Source organism: Roseomonas mucosa ATCC BAA-692, from assembly GCF_000622225.1.
Lineage (GTDB): Bacteria > Pseudomonadota > Alphaproteobacteria > Acetobacterales > Acetobacteraceae > Roseomonas > Roseomonas mucosa.
The window spans coordinates 204,330-223,781 of sequence record NZ_JHWD01000003.1 but is presented as its reverse complement, the minus strand read 5'-3'; the positions used below and the strand labels follow the sequence as shown (position 1 = coordinate 223,781).

16 protein-coding genes and 1 tRNA gene are annotated in these 19,452 nt (G+C 71.5%); 10 read left to right on the top strand and 7 right to left on the bottom strand.

The window, feature by feature from the left end; all coding sequences use genetic code 11:
* Positions 1-4: 4 nt before the first annotated feature.
* The 4 genes from BT98_RS0105870 to BT98_RS0105855 all read right to left on the bottom strand — a co-directional run bounded on the left by BT98_RS0105870 (position 5) and on the right by BT98_RS0105855 (position 3,829).
* The gene (locus BT98_RS0105870) at positions 5-1,978 is read right to left on the bottom strand and encodes a GldG family protein (RefSeq protein WP_019459823.1); all 1,974 of its coding nucleotides are present in this window, start codon (positions 1,976-1,978) and stop codon (positions 5-7) included.
* Positions 1,979-1,981: 3 nt separating this feature from the next.
* A complete protein-coding gene (locus BT98_RS0105865) occupies positions 1,982-2,713 on the bottom strand; it encodes an ABC transporter permease (RefSeq protein WP_019459824.1) in 732 nt (243 codons plus the stop codon).
* The gene (locus tag BT98_RS0105860) at positions 2,713-3,474 is read right to left on the bottom strand and encodes an ABC transporter ATP-binding protein (RefSeq protein ID WP_019459825.1); all 762 of its coding nucleotides are present in this window, start codon (positions 3,472-3,474) and stop codon (positions 2,713-2,715) included. The genes BT98_RS0105865 and BT98_RS0105860 overlap by 1 nt, the downstream gene beginning before the upstream one ends.
* 121 nt (positions 3,475-3,595) lie before the next feature.
* A complete protein-coding gene (locus BT98_RS0105855; RefSeq protein ID WP_019459826.1) occupies positions 3,596-3,829 on the bottom strand; it encodes a hypothetical protein in 234 nt (77 codons plus the stop codon).
* 248 nt (positions 3,830-4,077) lie between these two features.
* Between BT98_RS0105855 and BT98_RS25985 the strand changes: the two genes are divergently transcribed.
* Complete coding sequence (locus BT98_RS25985) at positions 4,078-5,697, top strand: M10 family metallopeptidase (protein WP_019459827.1); 1,620 nt, start codon at positions 4,078-4,080, stop codon at positions 5,695-5,697.
* Between the two features lie 4 nt (positions 5,698-5,701).
* Here the strand turns inward: BT98_RS25985 and recG are convergent, their stop codons facing one another.
* The gene (recG, locus tag BT98_RS0105845) at positions 5,702-7,789 is read right to left on the bottom strand and encodes an ATP-dependent DNA helicase RecG (RefSeq protein ID WP_019459828.1); all 2,088 of its coding nucleotides are present in this window, start codon (positions 7,787-7,789) and stop codon (positions 5,702-5,704) included.
* Between the two features lie 134 nt (positions 7,790-7,923).
* Between recG and BT98_RS0105840 the strand changes: the two genes are divergently transcribed.
* Genes BT98_RS0105840 through BT98_RS0105830 form a run of 3 tightly spaced genes read left to right on the top strand, consistent with a single transcriptional unit; the run spans position 7,924 to position 12,108 of the window.
* Positions 7,924-8,286 (top strand): succinate dehydrogenase assembly factor 2, encoded by a 363-nt coding sequence (locus tag BT98_RS0105840; RefSeq protein ID WP_037250002.1) that lies wholly within the window; start codon positions 7,924-7,926, stop codon positions 8,284-8,286.
* Complete coding sequence (gene mfd, locus BT98_RS0105835; protein ID WP_027297164.1) at positions 8,283-11,750, top strand: transcription-repair coupling factor; 3,468 nt, start codon at positions 8,283-8,285, stop codon at positions 11,748-11,750. Before BT98_RS0105840 ends, mfd begins: the two co-directional genes overlap by 4 nt.
* A gap of 46 nt (positions 11,751-11,796) precedes the next feature.
* Positions 11,797-12,108, top strand: a complete 312-nt coding sequence (locus BT98_RS0105830) for an MFS transporter (RefSeq protein WP_019459831.1) — start codon at positions 11,797-11,799, stop codon at positions 12,106-12,108.
* Between the two features lie 53 nt (positions 12,109-12,161).
* Here the strand turns inward: BT98_RS0105830 and BT98_RS0105825 are convergent, their stop codons facing one another.
* Together BT98_RS0105825 and BT98_RS0105820 are read right to left on the bottom strand one after the other, a co-directional pair.
* Complete coding sequence (locus tag BT98_RS0105825) at positions 12,162-12,830, bottom strand: DsbA family oxidoreductase (RefSeq protein WP_019459832.1); 669 nt, start codon at positions 12,828-12,830, stop codon at positions 12,162-12,164.
* Positions 12,831-13,089: 259 nt separating this feature from the next.
* Positions 13,090-13,179, bottom strand: a tRNA-Ser gene (locus BT98_RS0105820).
* Positions 13,180-13,230: 51 nt separating this feature from the next.
* Here BT98_RS0105820 and BT98_RS0105815 point away from each other — a divergent pair.
* The 6 genes from BT98_RS0105815 to BT98_RS0105790 all read left to right on the top strand — a co-directional run bounded on the left by BT98_RS0105815 (position 13,231) and on the right by BT98_RS0105790 (position 19,443).
* Positions 13,231-14,307: a lipid A deacylase LpxR family protein gene (locus tag BT98_RS0105815; RefSeq protein WP_019459833.1), complete on the top strand. Its 1,077-nt coding sequence runs from the start codon at positions 13,231-13,233 to the stop codon at positions 14,305-14,307.
* 121 nt (positions 14,308-14,428) lie between these two features.
* On the top strand, positions 14,429-15,412 hold the full coding sequence (locus BT98_RS0105810; RefSeq protein ID WP_019459834.1) for a lytic murein transglycosylase: 984 nt from the start codon (positions 14,429-14,431) through the stop codon (positions 15,410-15,412).
* 77 nt (positions 15,413-15,489) lie between these two features.
* Positions 15,490-16,392: a septal ring lytic transglycosylase RlpA family protein gene (locus tag BT98_RS0105805; protein ID WP_019459835.1), complete on the top strand. Its 903-nt coding sequence runs from the start codon at positions 15,490-15,492 to the stop codon at positions 16,390-16,392.
* Between the two features lie 131 nt (positions 16,393-16,523).
* Positions 16,524-17,756 carry a D-alanyl-D-alanine carboxypeptidase family protein gene (locus tag BT98_RS23415; RefSeq protein ID WP_019459836.1) on the top strand — a complete coding sequence of 411 codons (1,233 nt, stop codon included), beginning with the start codon at positions 16,524-16,526 and terminating at the stop codon, positions 17,754-17,756.
* A gap of 14 nt (positions 17,757-17,770) precedes the next feature.
* The gene (gene tmk / locus BT98_RS0105795) at positions 17,771-18,400 is read left to right on the top strand and encodes a dTMP kinase (RefSeq protein WP_019459837.1); all 630 of its coding nucleotides are present in this window, start codon (positions 17,771-17,773) and stop codon (positions 18,398-18,400) included.
* Positions 18,397-19,443, top strand: a complete 1,047-nt coding sequence (locus tag BT98_RS0105790) for a DNA polymerase III subunit delta' (RefSeq protein WP_019459838.1) — start codon at positions 18,397-18,399, stop codon at positions 19,441-19,443. Before tmk ends, BT98_RS0105790 begins: the two co-directional genes overlap by 4 nt.
* Positions 19,444-19,452: the final 9 nt, after the last annotated feature.

Genomic DNA, 19,452 nt, shown 5'->3' with positions numbered 1-19,452 from the left:
CTCCTCAGGCCCGGGCCGAGGCGCGGCGCCGCGACCGCAGCACCGCCAGCACGATGGCGAAGAGGGTGAGCAGCACCGGCACGGCGGCGATGTTCAGGATCTTCAGCCAGGTCTGCAGCCGCTCGATGTCCCGCCGCAGCTCCAGCTGTACGGCGCGGAGCTGCTGCCGCGTCGCCAGGATCTCCTCGCGCGCCTTGTCGATCTCGGCGCGCTGGGCGGGGGTGATCACCGCCTGGGTGGCGCCGTGCTCCGTCCCCGGCGCCTGCGGGCCACCCTGCGTGCCCTGGCGCAGCTCGCGCAGCCGTCGCTCCGTGGCCTGGAGCCGGTTCTGCAGCTCCTGCTCGGTCTGGCGGTAGCGTGCCTCCGCCCTGGCCTGCATGTCTTCCACCACCGTGAAGGGGCGCAGGGATTCGCCGCGGGAGCGGAGCGAGATCAGGGCCTCGCCGCCCGCCAGCGTTTCCGCCAGGTTGCCGATCAGCGCGCCGTTGTCGCTGAAGGGCGTCGCCATCTGCTGGCCGAAGAAGTCCTGGTTCTGGACCCAGAAGCGGTCCTCCAGGATGTCGGAATCATTGGCCACCACGAGGTTGGCCGGCCCCTGCGTCACGGCCAGATGCGCCGGGAAATCCGCCGGGCGCTGCCCGCCCTGGGGCGGCGCGGGCGGCCCGCCGGGGAAGGCGCTGTGCAGAACGCCATGCACCCGGGCCATGATCACGTGCCGCTGCCCATCCGCCTGGAAGCCCGCCAGCAGGGCGGCCGGGTCCGGCGCCTGCCGCACCCTGGCGGCATCCACCAGCATGGATTGGCCGGAGCTGGTCAGCAGCGGGGTGAAGTCGATGCTGGCACCCGGGGCCTTCCGCACCTCGCCGGCGGAGGCCACCGTCACCTGGTTCAGGTCGGCCGTCGCGGCGTCGCCACGGTCCAGGCTGTCGCCCTGGAGGTTGAACCAGGCGAGGTAGTCCACCGCCTGCACCCGGTCGTTCGGGTTGCTGCTCCGCACCCGCCAGGCGCCGCGCAGGTCGAGCACCACCTTGTCCTCCGGCGCCTCGATGCCCCAGGCCTTGTAGAGCCTGTCCAGGTTCGAGGCGGTGCTGGCCGGCGGCTGGCCGGTCGGCCCGGGATGGGTGAGCTGGCTCTCGCTGTGCGGGTCGGTCATGGCCAGCAGCCGCCCGCCGCGCATGACGAACTGGTCGATGGCATAGAGCGTGGCGTCGCTCAGGTTCTGCGCCTGCGCCACGATCAGCACCTTGACCGCCGGGTCGATCACCTGCGCGTCGGTCGGCACGTCGCGGACGGTGAAGAACTGGCGGAGCTGGTTCATGATCGCATAGGGCTGCCCGCCGCCTGCCACGCGCATCATCATCGCGCGCGGATCGCCGTTCAGCGGCAGGGAGGACATGACGCCCACCACCGGCCGCTGCGGGTTGGACAGCTCATAGACCAGCCGCGTCAGGTCGTATTCGAGGAAGCGCTCGCGGTCCGGCTGGAAGAAGGGGATGTTGCGCTCGTCGTCGAGCAGGTTGGAGCCGGAGAGGCCGAAATAGACCTGCTCCCCTGACTGGTCCACCGGCACGCCCTGGAGGCCATAGGCAACGGCACGGTCCTCGGTCTCGCTGAAGGGCTCCGGGTCGAAGGTCTCCAGCCGCAGCTTGCCATGGGAGAGCGCCATGTATTCCTGCAGCATCTCCCAGACCCGGTCGTGATAGGCGCCGTAGAGCGGCACCGTGGCGCCGAGCCGGCGGGAATAGAAGAGGCGCAGCGTGATCGGGTCCTTGAGCCCGGCCAGCACGCTGCGGGTGCCGGTGCTGAGCGTGTAGAGGCGCTGCTGCGTCAGGTCGAGCCGGGCGCGCGGCAGCAGCCGGTCGGAAAGCAGGTTCAGCCCGACGGCGAGGCCCAGCGCCGCGGCCAGCGCCAGGAGCGAGATCCAGAGCCGGTGGCGGGCGGGGCGAGGGCCGCGAGGGGAGGTGGTCGTGTCGCTCACGGGTCAGTCGGCCTTGCGGTTGTCCACGGCCACGGCATTCGCGAAGAGCCAGAAGCCGGTGAAGGTCGCGAAGAAGACGAGGTCGCGCGCCGACACGACGCCGCGCGAGAAGGCCTGCAGCCGCTCCGTGACCGAGAGGCCGCGCGCGATGTCGGAAAGCGCGGGGATGTTGCGGTCGAGGAAGGTGCCCAGCACGGGCGAGCCCGCCACGGCGAAGAGGAAGCAGACCGCCACGGCGAGGACGAAGGCGATCACCTGGTTCTTGGTCAGCGCCGAGACCGCCGCGCCGACGGCCAGATAGGCCCCGGCCACCAGCAGGCAGCCGAGATAGCCCGTGGCGATCACCCCGTTGTCGGGCGAGCCGAGGATATTGACCGTGACCACCAGCGGGAAGGTCAGGGCCAGGGCGATGGCACAGAAGACCCAGGCCGCCAGGAACTTGCCCAGAACCGCCTGCCACTGCGCGATCGGAAGTGTGAGCAGCAGTTCGATCGTACCCAGCCGCCGTTCCTCCGCCCAGAGGCGCATGGTCAGCGCCGGGACAAGGAAGAGGAAGAGCCAGGGGACGAACTGGAAGAACGGCGAGAGGTCGGCCACGCCCCGGTCGAAGAAGCCGCCGAGGGTGAAGGTCAGCGTGCCGGAAAGCACCAGGAAGATGACGATGAAGACATAGGCGACCGGCGTGGCGAAGTAGCCGGTCAGCTCACGCCGGGCGACGGCGAGGGTGTTGCGCATCAGGCGGCCTCGGTGGCGGGCTGTGCCGAAGGGGGAGGCAGGGTCAGGTCGCGGAACACGGTGTCCAGGTCCGGTCCCCGCGCGGCGAGCTGGGCGGGCGTCTCGTCCGCCACCACGCGCCCGCGCGCGATCACCACGGCGCGGGTGCAGATGGCCGAGACCTCCTCCAGCAGGTGGGTAGAGATGACGATGGCCTTATCCGGCGCCATGCGGGCGAGAAGGTCGCGCACCTCGCGCTTCTGGTTCGGGTCGAGCCCGTCGGTCGGCTCGTCCAGCACCAGCACCGGCGGGTCGTGCAGCAGCGCCTGGGCCAGGCCGACGCGGCGCTTGAAGCCCTTGGACAGCGTCTCGATCGGCTGCAGGCGCACGCCCTCCAGCGTCGTCAGGCGCATCGCCCGCGCCACGCGCTCTCCCGCCTCGGCGCCGGAATAGCCGCGCACCCGGGCGATGAAGCGCAGGAAGCCGGTGACGGTCATCTCGGGATAGGTGGGGGCGCCCTCGGGCAGGAAGCCCAGGTGGCGCTTGGCCTGCACCGGGCGGTCCACCACGTCCTCGCCCAGGATGCGGGCGGTGCCGGCGGAGGGCGTCACGAAGCCGGCCAGCATCTTCATGGTGGTGGACTTGCCGGCGCCGTTGGGGCCGAGGAAGCCCACAACCTCGCCACGCCCGACATTGAAGGAGACGTCGTTCACGGCGATGAAGCCGCCGAAACTCTTGGTCAGCCGGTCGATCTCGATCAGCGCAGTGGTATCGCTCGACAAGGGCCCGTCCTCAATCCACTCGTGGCCGCCGGGTTTAGTGCGCGGCGTCGCGAGCGCAAGAGCCGGGAGGGCCCTCCCTCGGTCTCGGATTGTGACGATGTTACCGGGTGGCCGCGGCGTTTCAGGGCTTGGCCAGTTCCGCCTGGATGCGGGCGATGTCCAATGGCAGGACCAGGACGTTGCGGATGCGCGCCCCCTGTTCCTGGCGCATCACGTTCTGTGCCGCGCGCTGCTCGGCCCGCTTCGGATTGGTCTCGACGACGATGGAGAGGGAGAAACGCTGGATCTCCTCGCCGGTGGGCGAGTCCGGGTCCGTCACGTTGAAGGCGACGGTGGTGGCATAGGCCTGCTTCACGCGGGAACCCCTGTCCTGTCTTTCGGCTGCGGGAGGTGGATAGGCGGAAAGGAACAGGGCCGCCAGGGTTGCCGGAAGGCCACGGCGGGCAGGCATCCACGATGTTTTGATTACGTATCGAATCGATATCGCTGCTGGCGCGCTGCATGATCCCCGGAGGTCCCGGACCCCGCTTCTCCCCCCGATGCCACGAGGCGCGGCCAGGGGCTGCAGGATGCGGATCGGCAAGGTGAGGGAGTTACCGCGGAATGCCCGGAATCGTCACGACCACGGCCACGGGGGCCCAGGATACGGACGCCCTGTTCATCGGCCGGCAATGGGCCACGGGCCAGTTGACCTACAGCTTCCCGACCGATCCCGCCTACTACGGCACCTTCTATGGCAGCGGCGAGCCCGGCCAGGGCTTCCTGCCGCTGAACGCGCAGCAGCAGGCGATGGCGCGGGAGATCCTCGGCCTCTATGCCGGCATCGCCAACCTGAACTTCACGGAACTGGCCGAGACGGCCACGCAGCATGGGGATCTGCGCTTCGCCATGACCTCGGCGACGCCCACGGCCTGGGGCTACTATCCCAGCACGGCGGATACCGGCGGCGACACCTGGTACCGGAACGACGGCACGTTCAGCGATCCCGTGCCGGGAACCTATGCCTACCACGCGTTCATCCATGAGATCGGCCACGCGCTCGGCCTGAAGCACGGGCAGGAGACCGCGGTCTTCGGCGCGATGACGCCTGGGCACGATTCGATGGAATACTCGGTGATGACCTACCGGAGCTATCCGGGCGCCGACGGCAACTACTACTACAACGACTATGCCGGCTATGCGCAGACGCCGATGCTCTACGACATCGCGGCCCTCCAGCACATGTACGGCGTCGATTTCACGACCCGTGCCGGCGACACGGTCTATCGCTGGGACCCGGCGAGCGGGCAGCTTTCCATCGACGGCACCGCCCAGACGGCGCCCGTCGCCAACCGGGTCTTCATGACCGTCTGGGACGGCGGCGGCCACGACACTTACGACCTTTCCGCCTATACGCGGGGCGTTTCCGTGGACCTGCGTCCCGGCGCGTGGACGGTGACCTCGGCGGACCAGCTTGCCCAGCTCGGCTTCGGGCATCAGGCGGTCGGCAACATCGCCAATGCCCTGCTGCCGGATGGCGACACGCGGGCGCTGATCGAGAACGCCGCCTGCGGTTCGGGCGACGACGCGATGCAAGGCAACCAGGCGGCGAACACGCTGGATGGCGGGCCGGGCACGGATACGCTGCTGCTGGACGGGTTGCCCGGCGACTATCTGTTCGCCGGCAACGCGGCGGATTTCACCGTCACAAGCCTCGGTGTCACCGATCATATCCTGAACACGGAGCAGGTGCGCTTCCTCGGCAACGGGCTGCTCTACGGCACCGCCATCCTGCTGCCCTCCGACGACTACCGCGACACGCCCTGCGACACGGGTCTGCCGCTGGGCCAACTGGCGGCGGGAGGAACCGCGCCCGGCCATATCGAGCTGGCCGGGGATGTGGACCTCTTCGCCATCGGGCTGGAGCGCGGCCATCGCTATGTCTTCACGCTGCAGGGGAGCGCGCGGGAGGACGGGTTGCCCGGCGGTGCGATGGAGTTGCTCGGCCCGCATGGGAATGTCCTGCGCGCCGACGCGGATGCCTGCGGGGACGGGGCGCGGATTTCCTTTACCGCGCGCTGGTCCGGCAGCTACGACCTCGCCGTGCATGGCCTTGGCGACGAGACGGGCGCCTATCTCCTCTCGGCGGAGGACGTGACGCCGGCCTGCCACGGGCCGGGGCATGGGCGGGAGGGCTGGGCCTTCCTGGCGCACCAGATGGCGGGCGACCACGCCCTGCTCTAGAACCCTATCCTGCCGCCAGCCGCTCCAGCGTCACGTCATGGCCGAAGAAGGGCATCAGCCAGCGCGCCACGGCCCGCCCGCGCTCGGTGCGGTCCAGGCTGGGGTCGCGTTCCAGCAACAGGGTGGCGTCCTGGTGCGCCATGCGGACGAGGCTGCCGTGGCGCTGCGGATCGACCATGCGGCGTCCCATCTGCCCCGCCTGCCGCGTGCCGAGGGCGTCGCCGCCGCCGCGGTGGTTGAGATCCTCGTCCGCGATCACGAACCCGTCCTCCGTGTCGCGCAGCACGGCGAGGCGGCGCTTCTCCCCGTCCACGAGGTCGGATGAGGGCAGCAGGAGGCAATAGGACTGGGCCTCGCCGCGCCCGACCCGGCCACGGAGCTGGTGCAGGGCGGCGAGGCCGAAGCGCTCCGCCTGCTCGATGATCATGATCGTGGCCTCGGGCACGTCCACGCCCACCTCGATCACGGTGGTGGCGACCAGCAGCTTCGCCTGCCCGGAGGCGAAGTCGCGCAGCGCCGCCTCGCGCACGTCCAGCGCCTGGGCGCCATGGGCGAGGCGGACCTCCTCGCCGAAGATCTCGCGCAGCGCCGCGAAGGTGGTCTCGGCGGCGACATTGTCGTGGTGCTCGCCTTCCTCCACGGCGCGGACCACCCAGTAGGCCCGGTCCCCCTTCGCGAAGGCACGGCGCAGCGCCGCCACCACCTCCTCCCGCCGCTCGCGGGAGATGATGCGTGTCACGATCGGCTTGCGCCCGGCCGGACGCTCGGCGAGGCGGGAGACCGCCATCTCCCCCCACTGGGTCAGCAGCAGGGTGCGGGGGATCGGGGTGGCGGTCATGACCAGCATGTCCGTGTCCTCCCCCTTGCCGGCCAGGGCGAGGCGCTGCGCCACGCCGAAGCGGTGCTGCTCGTCCACCACCACGAGGCCCAGGTCGCGGAAGGCCACCTTCTCCTGGAACAGCGCGTGGGTACCGACCACCAGGGGGATGGAGCCGCTGGCCAGGCCGAGCAGGACGCGGGACCGCTCCTTGCCCTTCACGCTGCCGGCCAGGAGGGCCACCTGCACCCCCGCCGCCCCGGCGAGGCGGGAGAAGGTGCGGAGATGCTGCCGCGCCAGGATCTCGGTGGGCGCCATGATGGCGGCCTGGGCGCCGGCCTCGACGGCCCGCAGCATGGCCATCAGCGCCACCAGCGTCTTGCCGGAGCCGACGTCGCCCTGGAGCAGCCGCAGCATCCGCCGGGGCGCGGCGAGGTCGGCATCGATCTCCGCGATGGCCTGGCGCTGGGCGCCGGTGGGCGGATGGCCGAAGGCGGCGAGCGCTTTCTCCCGCAACCCACCATCGCCGGTCAGCATCCGGCCCGGCCGGGTCTGCGCGGCGCGGCGGACCAGGCCGATGGCGATCTGCCCGGCCAGCAGCTCGTCATAGGCTAGCCGGTCCAGCGCCTCGGGGCCGGGAATGCGCTCCGGCGCCTGGAGGCCATGGACCGCCCCGGCGAAATCCGGCCAGCGGCGGCGCTTCAGGATTGCCGGATCGGCCCAGTCCCGCACCTCCGCCAGCAGCGGCAGGGCGGCCCCCATGGCCTTCGCCACGTCCTTCGCGGCGAGGCCCTTCACCAGCGGCCAGATCGGCTGCAAGGCGGGGATCTCGTCGGGCGGGCTGACGAAATCCGGCGGCTCCATCTGCCAGCGGTTGCCGTAGCGGCGGACCCGCCCGGACACCGTGCGGACGGAATCCTCGGGAAAGGTCCGGTGCAGCCAGGGGCCGACCCAGCGGGCGCGGATGAACCAGGCGATCTCCAGCACCGAATCCTCGCAGCGCGCCCGCAGCACCCAGGGGCGGGAGGGGCTGCCGGGGGCGGAGATGGCGGTCACATGGATGGTCAGCGTCGCCACGTCGCCGTCATTCGCCTCGGCCAGCGAGGTCACGCGCCGCCGGTCCACGTACCGCTCGGGCAGGTGGAAGAGCAGGTCGATCAGCCGCGAACCGCCCACCGCCTCCGCCAGGCGGGGCGCCTTGGCCTGGGCCGCGGGCAGGGTGTCGAGGGGGGCGAGCAGGGGTGGCGGGGGCTCGTGCGGGGGCTGGGCTGACATGGCGGAAGTCGGCCTCTATATGGCAGTGATCGAACGAAGGGCGAACCCTTGGCCGCCCAAGCCGTTCTCCCGCTGTGTTCCACGAGGCCCCGTCCCGGCCGGACGCGGCGCCCGACCCAACCGGTATGTTCCCGATGTCCGATACCCCCGACGCGCAGTCCCAGCAGGAAGCCGAGCCGCAGGCGCTCGATCCGCGGCGCAAGCGGCTGCTCTTCCGTGCCTGGCACCGGGGCACCAGGGAGACCGACCTGATGGTCGGGCATTTCGTCGCCCGGAACATCGCCGGCTTCGGCGAGGCGGAACTGGACGAGCTGGAGGCGGTGCTGGAGCACCTGGACGTGGACATGCAGGACTGGCTGAGCGGCCGCCGCCCCATCCCGGAGGAGGTCCGCACCCCGATGCTGGAACGCATGGCCCGGGAATGCACCGCCAGCGGCGCCGGGATGACCGCCGAGATGCGCGGCGGCCTCGGCAAGGGGGAGGGCAGCGCCTCTTGAGCGCCACGGTGGAGCGTCCGGTCGTCGGCGCCACCGTCCATGGGGCGCCGGAGGGGTTCGACGCGCTGCTGCTGGCCCGTCAGCGGGCGGAGAGCGGCCGGCCCATCCTCCATGCCTGTCGCGACGACGCGCGGATGATGCGGATGGTCGAGGCGCTGGGCTTCTTCGCCCCGGATGTCGAGGTGCTGCGCTTCCCGGCCTGGGACTGCCTGCCCTATGACCGCGTCTCGCCCAATCCGGAGATCCTGGCCGAGCGCGTGGCGACCCTGGCACGGCTGCTGGAGCCCGGGGACAAGCCGCGCATCCTGCTCACCACCGTCAACGCCCTGGTGCAGAAGGTCCCGCCGCGCGCGGTCTTCGAGGGTGCCACGCTGCAGTTGAAGAAGGGCGGACGGGTCGAGCCGGAGCGGCTGACCGCTTTCCTGGAAGCCAATGGCTATGGCCGCACCGGCACGGTCATGGAGCCGGGCGAATACGCCGTGCGCGGCGGCATCGTCGACCTCTATCCGGCGGGCGAGCCGGGGCCGGTGCGGCTCGACCTCTTCGGCGACGAGATCGAGGGGCTGCGGCGCTTCGATCCGGAAAGCCAGCGTTCCGCCGAGGCACTGACCGAGCTCTGGGTCCGCCCGGTGGGCGAGGTCTTCCTCGACCCGGATTCCATCGCGCATTTCCGGACGGCGTATCTCGACCTCTTCGGCATGGCCGCGACCGAGGACCCGCTCTACGTCTCGGTCTCGGCGGGCCGCCGCCACCCGGGCATGGAGCACTGGGCGGGCCTGTTCCACGAGAGCATGGAGACCCTGCCGGACTATCTGCCGCCCGGCGCCCAGGTCAGCCTGGACCACCAGGCCGAGGACGTTCTCGACGCCCGGCTGGAGATGATCCAGGACCATTACGAGGCCCGCCGCCTGCCGCCGCGCGAGGGCGAGCAGCCCTATCGCCCGGCGCCGCCGCGCAAGCTCTACCTGGACCGCGCCGGCTGGAACCGCATGCTCTCGAAGGGCACGCTGGCGCATTTCTCGCCCTTCACCGCCGAGGACGGCCCCGATGCCGGCGGCCGGCCGGGCAAGCTGTTCAGCGACGTGCGGACCTCCGGCGGCAATGTCTTCGCCGCCTACAAGGAACACGCCGAGGCCATGGCGGCGCAGGGTCGCCGCGCCGTGCTCGCCGCCTGGACCCGGGGCTCGCGAGAGCGGCTGGCGAACCTGCTGCGCGAGAATGGTGTGGTCGCCGAGACGACCGGCAACTGGCCGTCGGCGCAGCGCCTGCCCAAGGGGGTGGTGGCGCTGGCCATCCTGGGGGTGGAGCGCGGCTTCACCGCCGGCGGCATCGCGCTGACCGGCGAGCAGGACCTGCTGGGCGAGCGCATTGCCCGCCCGCCGCGCCGCCGCAAGCGGGCCGACCAGTTCATCGCCGACGCCACCGAGATCGCCGAGGGCGATCTGGTGGTCCATGCCGACCATGGCATCGGCCGCTATGACGGGCTGGTGACCATCGAGGTCAACGGTGCGCCGCATGACTGCCTGCGGCTGGTCTATGACGGCAATGACCGGCTCTTCCTGCCGGTCGAGAACATCGAGGTCCTGACCCGCTTCGGCTCCGAGACCGCCGGGGTGGCGCTGGACAAGCTGGGCGGCGCCTCCTGGCAGAACCGCAAGGCCAAGGCGAAGCAGCGCATCCGCGACATGGCCGCGGAACTGATCCGCACCGCCGCCGAGCGTCAGGTGCAGGAGGGCAGGGCCGCCGTCCCACCCGAGGGGGCCTGGGACGAATTCTGCGCCCGCTTCCCCTTCGCCGAGACGGAGGACCAGCAGCGCGCCATCGGCGACGTGGTCGAGGACCTCGCCTCCGGCCGGCCGATGGACCGGCTGATCTGCGGCGATGTCGGCTTCGGCAAGACCGAGGTGGCGCTGCGCGCGGCCTTCCTGGTGGCGATGACCGGCGCGCAGGTCGCGGTGGTGGTGCCGACGACCCTGCTGGCGCGGCAGCATTTCCGCACCTTCGCCCGGCGCTTCGAGGGGTTGCCGGTGAAGGTGGCCCAGCTCTCGCGCCTGGTCACGACGAAGGAGGCGGCGCAGGCCCGGGCGGGGCTGAAGGACGGCACGGTCAACATCGTGATCGGCACCCACGCCCTGCTCGCCAAGGGGGTCGAGTTCGACGATCTGGGCCTCGTCATCGTGGACGAGGAGCAGCATTTCGGCGTCGCCCACAAGGAGCGGCTGAAGGCGCTCAAGACCGACGTCCACATGCTGACGCTGACCGCCACGCCGATCCCGCGCACGCTGCAGCTGGCGTTGTCCGGCGTGCGGGAGATGAGCGTGATCGCCACGCCGCCGGTGGACCGGCTGGCGGTGCGGACCTTCATCGCCCCCTTCGACAGCGTGGTGATCCGCGAGGCGATCCAGCGCGAGCGCTTCCGCGGCGGGCAGATCTTCTGTGTCTGCCCACGCCTGGAGGACCTGCCGAAGATGGCCGAGCGGCTGCGCGAGATCGTGCCTGAGGCACGGCTGATCGAGGCGCATGGCCGGCTTTCCGCCACCGAGCTGGAGCGGGTGATGACCGAGTTCGGCGACGGCAAGTACGACATCCTGCTCGCCACCAACATCGTGGAAAGCGGGCTGGACATGCCGGCGGTGAACACGCTGGTGATCCACCGCGCCGACATGTTCGGGCTGGCGCAGCTCTACCAGCTGCGGGGGCGGGTCGGGCGCGGCAAGCACCGGGGCTATGCCTATCTCACCTGGCCCCCGGCGCACCGGCTCTCCGCCGCCTCGCAGAAGCGACTGGAGGTGATGCAGACCCTGGACAACCTGGGCGCCGGCTTCACCCTGGCCAGCCACGACCTGGATATCCGCGGCGCCGGCAACCTGCTGGGCCAGGAGCAGTCGGGCCAGATCCGCGAGGTCGGCATCGAGCTCTACCAGCAGATGCTGGAGGATGCGGTGCAGGACGTCCGCAACCGCGCCAAGGGCAAGCGGCGGCGGGACGGGGAGGAGGACACCGACTGGACGCCGAACATCAATCTCGGCCTGCCGGTTCTGATCCCCGACGCCTATGTGCGCGACCTGCCCGTCCGGCTCGGCCTCTATCGCCGGATCGGCACTCTGGCCTCCGAGGCCGAGATGGAGGCGATGGCGGCGGAGCTGGTGGACCGCTTCGGGCCGCTGCCGCCGGAGGTGGAGAACCTGCTCCAGGTCGTCTCCATCAAGCGCCTCTGCCGTGAGGCCGGGGTGGAGAAGCTGGATGCCGGGCCCAAGGGCGTGGTGCTCGCCTTCCGCAGGAACCGCTTCGCCAATCCGGGCGGGCTGGTGAACTGGGTGGCCTCGCAGAAAGGCGCCGTGAAGCTGCGGCCCGACCACAAGCTGGCCCTGGTGCGGGAGATGGACCTGCCGGCCCGGGTGAAGGCCGCCAGGAGCATCCTGGGCGCGCTGGTCCGCGTGCTGGAGGAGGTCAAGCCCGGCTGAGGGTGGCGGCCCGCTCGTCCCGGCTGTCAGCGGGCTGGCCCGCTCCATGCAGTTCACCGCGCTGAACACCCTGGCCTTCGCCGATGTGCCGCCCGGCGATATGAGCGGCGCCAACACGCTGTTCAGCGCCGTGCAGCAGATGGCGCTCGGCCTCGGCATCGCCCTGGGCGCCGTGGTGCTGCGGCTGGGCCAGTCCTTCCATGGAGAAGTCGGGGTCCCGACCCTGGAGGATTTCCGGCTGGCCTTCCTGGTGGTCGCGGTGCTGGGCCTGCTGAGCCTTGTCGACGTGCTGCGGCTGCCGCATGACGCGGCGCGCCTGGTCAGCGGCCACCAGCCGGGCGGTGCCAGGACAGGCTGAGCCTTCGGCCCGGGAACGCCGGATCCGGAAAGGTCAGGCCCGGAAGGAGTCGTTCAGGCGAACTCGCCCTCGGTGATGGCGATGTCCAGCAGGCGCTCCAGCACCTCCGGCTCCTGCGCCCCGGCGATGGCATGGCGGCCGCTCACCACGAAGCAGGGCACGCCGTTGATGCCCAGGCGATGGGCACGGAGGTTCTCCGCGTGCACGTCCTCGACCTCGGCATTGCCGGACAGGAAGCGGTGCAGCGTGGCCTGTTCCAGCCCCAGTGACACGCCGAGGGGCAGGAGCACGTCCTGCCGGCCGATATCGAGACCCTGGGTGAAGTAGCCGGTGAAGAGCCGGTCCACAGCTTCGTCCGCCCGGCCGATCCGCGCCGCCATCCGCACCAGCCGGTGTGCGTCCAGCGAGGAGACCGAGCGGTGCAGCAGGTCGAACCGGAAGGCAATGTCCTCCACCCTGCCCAGTTCCGCCAGCGTGGTATGCAGGCGCCGGGTGCGGTCCTCCCCGCCGAAGCGGCGAGCGATGTAGTCCGAACGCTGTATTCCCCCCACGCCCGCATCCGGGTTGAGCAGGAAGGGGCGCCAGACCATGTCGGCCATCACGTCGGGCCGCGAGCGCAGGGCCCGGCGCAGGCGGCGTATGCCGAGGAAGCACCAGGGACAGACGAGGTCGAAGACGACTTCGATGCTGAGACGTGCGCGTGGTGGCGAAAGGACGTTCACGGCGCCGATTATAGAAGCACTGGCCGGCGGGGGAAACCGTTCTGGACGGCGCATCCCGGTGTTCTGGCGCGTTCGGCCATGACGCGGCGGTCCCGAGACGTTACCGCTCCCGCTTTCCTCGTGGGCCGGCCCATGCGCCCTATCGTGACGGGCAAAGGGCGATGCGGGGCGACGGCCGGAGTGGCGAGGCTTAGTGGCGAGGCTTTCGCAGCCCCGAAGGCTGGCGTATCCCGGCCCCCATGAAAGCTGCTGGGGGGGATGGCGGATGGGGTGGGATTCGAACCCACGGTGGGCTTGCACCCACGGCGGTTTTCAAGACCGCTGCCTTAGACCGCTCGGCCACCCATCCGCGCGAGGCCCTTCCTTGCTCCGGAGCGGTCCGCAAGGCAAGCCGGGGGCGATGAACTCCGCACCCCGCGCCCGCGCCATCCTCCATCACATCCATGCCGGGCTCATCGCGGCCATGCTCGCTCCGGTGGCGCCGGTCGCCGCCGGCGCGGCCGGGCCAGTGGCCGGGCCATTGGCCGCGCCATCGGCCACGCCACCCGCGGAGGCCACGCCGGTCCGGTCAGGCACCTGGGGCCTGACGGTGGAGAACGACCTCTTTGGCGGCAATTCCGACCGCTACTATACCAACGGGCTGTTGCTGACCTGGCGCTCCCCGGCCACCACGATGCCCGATTCGCTGGCCTGGATCGACCGCGGCATGGGCTGGCTGCTGGGGCCGGGGCCGCTGCGCTGGGGCCTCTCCTTCGGCCACAACATCTTCACGCCGGAGGACAAGCAGCTCCGGAACCCGGATCCCTCGGACCGGCCCTATGCCGGCCATCTCTACGGCGCGCTCAGCCTCAGCCATGCCACGCCCAGCCGCCAGACCATCTTCGAGATCCAGGCCGGGCTCGTGGGTCCGGGGGCGCTGGGCGAACAGGTTCAGAACAACTGGCACCGGCTGATCGGGGTCAAGACCACCAAGGGCTGGGACTACCAGATCAAGGACGAGCCGGTGATCGACCTGCTGACCGAGCGGCGCTGGAGGGTTTCCACGGGCAGCTGGCAGGGATTCGAGACGGAGATCATCCCGGCCGCCACCCTCTCCCTGGGCAACGGCAACATCTACGGCGCGGTGGGCGGCACCTTCCGCCTGGGCAAGGGCCTGAAGTCCGACTGGGGGCCGGCCCGCATCCGCCCGGCCCTGGCCGGTTCGGGCTGGGTCGAGCCGACCCGGGAACTCGGCTGGTACGTCTTCGGCGGCGTGGACGGGCGCGTCGTGGGGCGCGACATCACGCTGGACGGCAACACCTGGCGCGACAGCCGCAGCGTGGACCGGCGCTGGCTGGTGGGCGACCTCCAGGCAGGCTTCGCCGTGCTGTGGCGCGACATGCGCATCGCCTATACGCAGATCCTGCGCTCCGAGGAATTCTACGGCCAGCGCGGCACGCAGTCCTTCGGGTCGATCAACATCTCCCTGCGGTTCTGAGGGGCCACCACAGGCGGCTGCGACGGCGCATCAGGGAAAGCGGGCAACACCCCGGAAAGGTTACTCGGCGGCGGCGCGCGATCCGTTGCCGGAATCGGCGCCGCGTGCCACCTCTGCGCCCATGCCGGCCACAAGACGCGCTCTCCTTTCCACCCTGGCTGCCGCCGGGGCTTCCGCCTCCTCCCTGGTGCCGTTCGGGGCACGGGCGCAGGAGGAAAGCTTCGCCTCCTTCCTGCAGGGGCTGCGTGCCGAGGCGCGCCGCGGCGGGATCTCGGACGCGACCCTGAGCCGGGCGCTTTCCGGCCTTCGGCCCAATGACAAGGTCATTGAGCTGGACCGCCGGCAGCCCGAATTCACCATGACCTGGGCCCAGTACCGCGACGGGCGGCTGAGCCAGACGCGCATCGACCGGGGCCGCCAGATGGTGGCCGAGAACATGGCGCTGCTGCAGGACATCGAGCGCCGCTTCAACGTCAGCGCCCGCGTGGTGGTGGCGATCTGGGGGCTGGAAACCAACTACGGCGCCTATACGGGCAACTTCAACACCGTGGAGGCCCTGGCCACCCTGGCCTGGGAAGGGCGCCGGGCGAAGTTCTTCCGGGCCGAGCTGATCGCCGCGCTGAAGATCCTGGATGCCGGCCATGTCAGCGTGGACCGGATGCGCGGTTCCTATGCCGGCGCCATGGGCCAGCCGCAGTTCATGCCCAGCAGCTTCAACCGCTTGGCGGTGGATTTCGATGGCGACGGCCGCAAGGACATCTGGGACGACCGCGCCGACGCGCTGGGCTCCATCGCCAACTACCTGGCCAGGAGCGGCTGGGAGGGCGGTGTGCTCTGGGGGCGGGAGGTGACTCTGCCGGCCGGGCTGAACCGGGGCGATCTGGGCCGGGAAAACCGTAAGCCGCTCGGCGAATGGGCGCGTCTCGGGGTGCGCAAGGCCGATGGCTCGGCCCTGCCGAGCTTCGACCAGGACGCCGCGATCGTGGTGCCGGGCGACGACGGGCAGGCCTTCGCAGTGTACCGGAATTTCAACGCCATCCGCCGCTACAATCCGTCCGACTTCTATGCGCTGGCGGTGGGGATGCTGTCGGACCGCGTGGCGTGATCCAGCCCTCCGCCGCGGGGGGCACGGCCCCTCGCGCCAGGGCTTCCCGCGCCGGACTCCGCCATGCGGGCGGCCGCATGGCGGTCCCGGCGGTCCTGGCCCTGGGCCTCGTCCTGGCCTCCTGCGGTCCGCGCACGCCTCCCGTGGCGCCGACCCCCGCCGTCTATACGATCGGCCAGCCCTATAGCATGGGCGGCCTCTGGTCCTATCCGCGCGAGGATTACGGGCTGGCCGAAACCGGGCTGGCCACGGTGCTGCCGGGGACGGGGGACGGGCGGCGCACCGCGGATGGGGAAACCTACGACCCGGCGCTGCTGACCGCGCAGCACCGCACGCTGCAACTGCCCGCCATCCTGCGCGTGACCAATCTGGAGAACGGCCGCAGCCTCTCGGTGCGGGTCAACGACCGCGGGCCGCAGGACCCGGGGCGGGTGATCGGCCTGTCCCCGCGTGCCGCGGAGCTGCTGGGCATCGCCCGCGGCCGCCCGGCCCAGGTGCGGATCGAGGTAGAGGCCGAGCCCTCTCGCGCCCTGGCCGCCTCGCTCGCCCGCGCGCCGGGTGAGATGCCGGCCCTGAGCATCGCCACCGCTGCGGCCGGGACGGTGCAGCGCGAGAGCCTCGGTCCGCCGCCCGGCGCCCGCGGGAGCCAGCCGGGCCGGGCCGCGACGCTCGCGTCCGGGGCCGTCGCCGTGCCGGAGCCGGACCGCACACCGCCGCCGGAGCGCCTGCCGGAGCGCGTGAGTCAGGGACCCGCCATGCCGGGGCGTCTGATGATCCAGCTCGGCAGCTTCACCGGCGCGGACGCGGCCCGGCGGCTCGCGGCCCGTGTGCCCGGTGCGCGGGCCGAGCCCTTCGGCCCGGGCCGGCGCCCGGAATGGCGGGTGCGGCTGGGCCCCTTCCCGGATACGGCTTCCGCCGACCGGGCTCTTGAGCAGGTGCTGCGCACGGGCGTATCGGAAGCGCGCATCCTGGTCGACTGACTGTGGCAGGATAGGTTTCCGGCTCCGGGAGCTGGCCGGGGGGCCGGCCCGGGGGCCAGCCGGGGGGAACTCGCCAGGGGGATGCGCCTGGGGAGACCCGGGGAAGCCGGACAGTAAGGGGATTTCTCGACATGGCGAAGCGCCGCGAATTGCTGGGGGCCGTGGCCGCGATGGGGGCCGGGGCCGGTCTCATGGGGTGGACGGGCGATGCGCTGGCGCAGCGCCGGGCCGCCCCCCATGCCGCCGCGAAGAAGCCGGCAGCCCCGCCGCCGCCCTCGGACCCCGCCTCGACGCCGCTCGGGCCGGTGGACACCCAGGCGCGGCAGGCCATCCTGATCGACGTCAACACCGGCGCGGTGCTGCTGGAGAAGAACGCCGACGAGCGGATGACGCCGTCCTCCATGACCAAGCTGATGACGATGTACATCGTCTTCGACATGATCCGGCAGGGCCGGCTGCGGATGGATCAGGAGCTGCCGGTCAGCGAGCGCGCCTGGCGCATGGGCGGCTCCAAGATGTTCGTCGATCTCGGTTCCCAGGTCCCGGTGAAGGACCTGATCCAGGGTGTTATCGTCCAGTCGGGCAACGATGCCTGCGTCGTCTTCGCCGAGGCCATCTCGGGCAGCGAGGACCAGTTCGCCGAGCTGATGAACGACTACGGCAAGAAGTTCGGCCTCAAGGGCAGCAACTTCCGCAATTCCTCGGGCTGGCCCGACCCGAACCACTACATGACGGCCCGCGACCTCACCATCATCGCCCGCAAGCTGCTGCAGGATTTCCCGCAGGAGGCGCAGTACTACAACGAGCGATCCTTCCGCTGGAACAACATCACCCAGGAGAACCGCAACCCGCTGCTGGCCCGCATGGCCGGGGCCGACGGGCTGAAGACCGGGCATACCGACGATGGCGGCTACGGCCTCGTCGGCACGGTGAAGCGCGGCGACCGGCGCCTGCTGCTGGTGGTGAACGGGCTGGGGACCATGCGGGCGCGCGGCGAGGAAGGCGAGCGCCTGCTCGAATGGGGCTTCCGCGAATTCGACAACGTGACCCTGTTCCGCGCTGCCGAGACGGTGGAGGAGGCGCCGGTCTATCTGGGCGACCGGCCGACCGTGCCGCTGGTGGGCGGGCGCGACCTGGTCCTCACCCTGCCGCGCGGCTGGCGCAAGAACCTGGAGGTCAAGGTCAGCTACAGCGCGCCGCTGCAGGCCCCCGTGGCCAAGGGGCAGGAGGTCGGCAAGATCCACGTCTCCGGTCAGGGCGTGCCGGAGATGAGCCTGCCGCTGATCGCGGGCGCCGATGTCGGGAAGATGGGTCTGGTGGCCCGCATCCCGGCGGTGATCGGGCGCTGGGTCTCCGGCTCCTGAGCGGAAGCACGCCCTTGGCCGGCCGGCTGATCACGCTGGAAGGCGGGGAGGGGGCGGGCAAGACCACGCTCGCCCGCGCCCTGGTCCAGCGCCTGGCCCTCGCCGGTCTGCCGGTCCTGCGCACGCGCGAGCCCGGCGGCGCGCCGGGGGCGGAGGCGGTGCGCCGCCTCGTGCTGGAGCGTGGCGGCTGGGACCCGGTGGCCGAGGCCATGCTGATGGCCGCCGCCCGGCGCGAGCATGTGGCCCATACGGTGCGCCCGGCGCTGGAGGCCGGGATCTGGGTCGTCTCCGACCGCTTCGCCGATAGCACCATGGTCTATCAGGGCATGGCCGGACCGGTCGGGCCGGAGCGTTGCCGGACCCTGGCCGCCCTGGCGCTGGAGGGGCTGGCCCCTGACCTGACCCTGGTGCTGGACGTGCCGCCGGGCACCGGGACGCGCCGTGCCCTGGGCCGCGGCGACACCAACCGCTTCGAGGCGCGGGAGCAGGCGTTTCACGAGCGTGTCCGCCAGGGCTTCCGCGACATCGTGGCGGCCGAGCCGGAGCGCTGTGCCGTGCTGGACGCGACGGACACGCCTCATGCGGTGCTGCTGACCGCGCTGGCCGCGATCCGGGAAAGGCTGGGCCAGGATCTGGAGGCATGAGCCCGCCGCCGGAGCCGCGTGCCAACCCCGATCTCTTCGGCCAGGACGGCGCCGCCCTGGCGCTGCTGGAGGCCGCACGGGGCGGGCGGCCGCACCATGCCTGGCTGCTGGCCGGGCCGCTGGGCGTGGGCAAGGCGACGCTGGCCTATCGCTACGCCCGCTGGCTGCTGGCCGGGCAGCCCGATGCGGTGGCACAGCCGCTGCGGGTCGATCCGCGCGATCCCGTCTTCGCCCGTGTGGCGAACGGGGCCCATGCCGATCTGCGGACGCTCGCGCCCGAGGTGGCAGAGGGCAAGGTGAAGCGGCAGATCTCGGTGGAGGAGGCGCGGGACGTGCCCCGCTTCCTGTCCATGACCCCCGCCGAGGGCGGCTGGCGCGCGGTGATCGTGGACGAGGCCGCCGCCCTGGCCAACGAGGCGCAGAATGCCCTGCTCAAGACGCTGGAGGAACCGCCGGCCCGGGCGGTGCTGATCCTGGTCACGGATTCGCCGGACCGGCTGTTGCCCACGGTGCGCTCCCGCTGCCGCAGGCTCGACCTGCCGGCGCTGGAGGTGCCGCTGCTGGAAAGCCTGCTGGCCCGCTGGCTGCCGGAAATGGGGGAGGGGGAGCGCGCCACGCTGGCAGGCCTCGCCGCCGGCTCGCCGGGCCGGGCGCTGCGGCTGGCGGAGGGCGAGGCCCTGGCCCTGCACGAGGAGGTGGAATCCTTCCTCCGCAGCCTGCCCCGGCCGGAGCCGCGCGCCCTGCATGTCCTGGCCGACCGCCTCGCCGCCAAGCGGGACGGCAGCAGCTTCACCACCTTCGTCAACCTGCTGCGCGACGCGATCGCCACGGCGGTCCGGCAGGCCGGGCGCGGCGCCCCGCCGCCGCCCTGGCTGGGGCAGCGCCCGCTTGCGGACTGGGCGGGGCTGTGGGACACCCTGGGACGAATGGCGGATGAGACGGAGCTGCTGAACCTCGATCGCAAGCAGGCGGTCCTGGTCGGCCTCGGCGCGCTCGCGGAGCCCCAGGCGTCGCCGCAGGGCGGCAGTCCCGGGCGACGCTGACCACCGCGG

Excerpts from the sequence above, each read along its gene's own strand:
- BT98_RS0105840 (WP_037250002.1), top strand. The coding sequence starts at position 7,924 with ATGTCCGATACCCCCGACGCGCAGTCCCAGCAGGAAGCCGAGCCGCAG.
- BT98_RS0105830 (WP_019459831.1), top strand. The coding sequence starts at position 11,797 with ATGCAGTTCACCGCGCTGAACACCCTGGCCTTCGCCGATGTGCCGCCC.
- BT98_RS0105790 (WP_019459838.1), top strand. The coding sequence starts at position 18,397 with ATGAGCCCGCCGCCGGAGCCGCGTGCCAACCCCGATCTCTTCGGCCAG.
- BT98_RS0105865 (WP_019459824.1), bottom strand. The coding sequence starts at position 2,713 with ATGCGCAACACCCTCGCCGTCGCCCGGCGTGAGCTGACCGGCTACTTC.
- BT98_RS0105810 (WP_019459834.1), top strand. The coding sequence starts at position 14,429 with ATGCCGGCCACAAGACGCGCTCTCCTTTCCACCCTGGCTGCCGCCGGG.
- BT98_RS0105815 (WP_019459833.1), top strand. The coding sequence starts at position 13,231 with ATGAACTCCGCACCCCGCGCCCGCGCCATCCTCCATCACATCCATGCC.
- recG (WP_019459828.1), bottom strand. The coding sequence starts at position 7,789 with ATGTCAGCCCAGCCCCCGCACGAGCCCCCGCCACCCCTGCTCGCCCCC.
- BT98_RS0105805 (WP_019459835.1), top strand. The coding sequence starts at position 15,490 with ATGGCGGTCCCGGCGGTCCTGGCCCTGGGCCTCGTCCTGGCCTCCTGC.
- BT98_RS25985 (WP_019459827.1), top strand. The coding sequence starts at position 4,078 with ATGCCCGGAATCGTCACGACCACGGCCACGGGGGCCCAGGATACGGAC.
- BT98_RS23415 (WP_019459836.1), top strand. The coding sequence starts at position 16,524 with ATGGCGAAGCGCCGCGAATTGCTGGGGGCCGTGGCCGCGATGGGGGCC.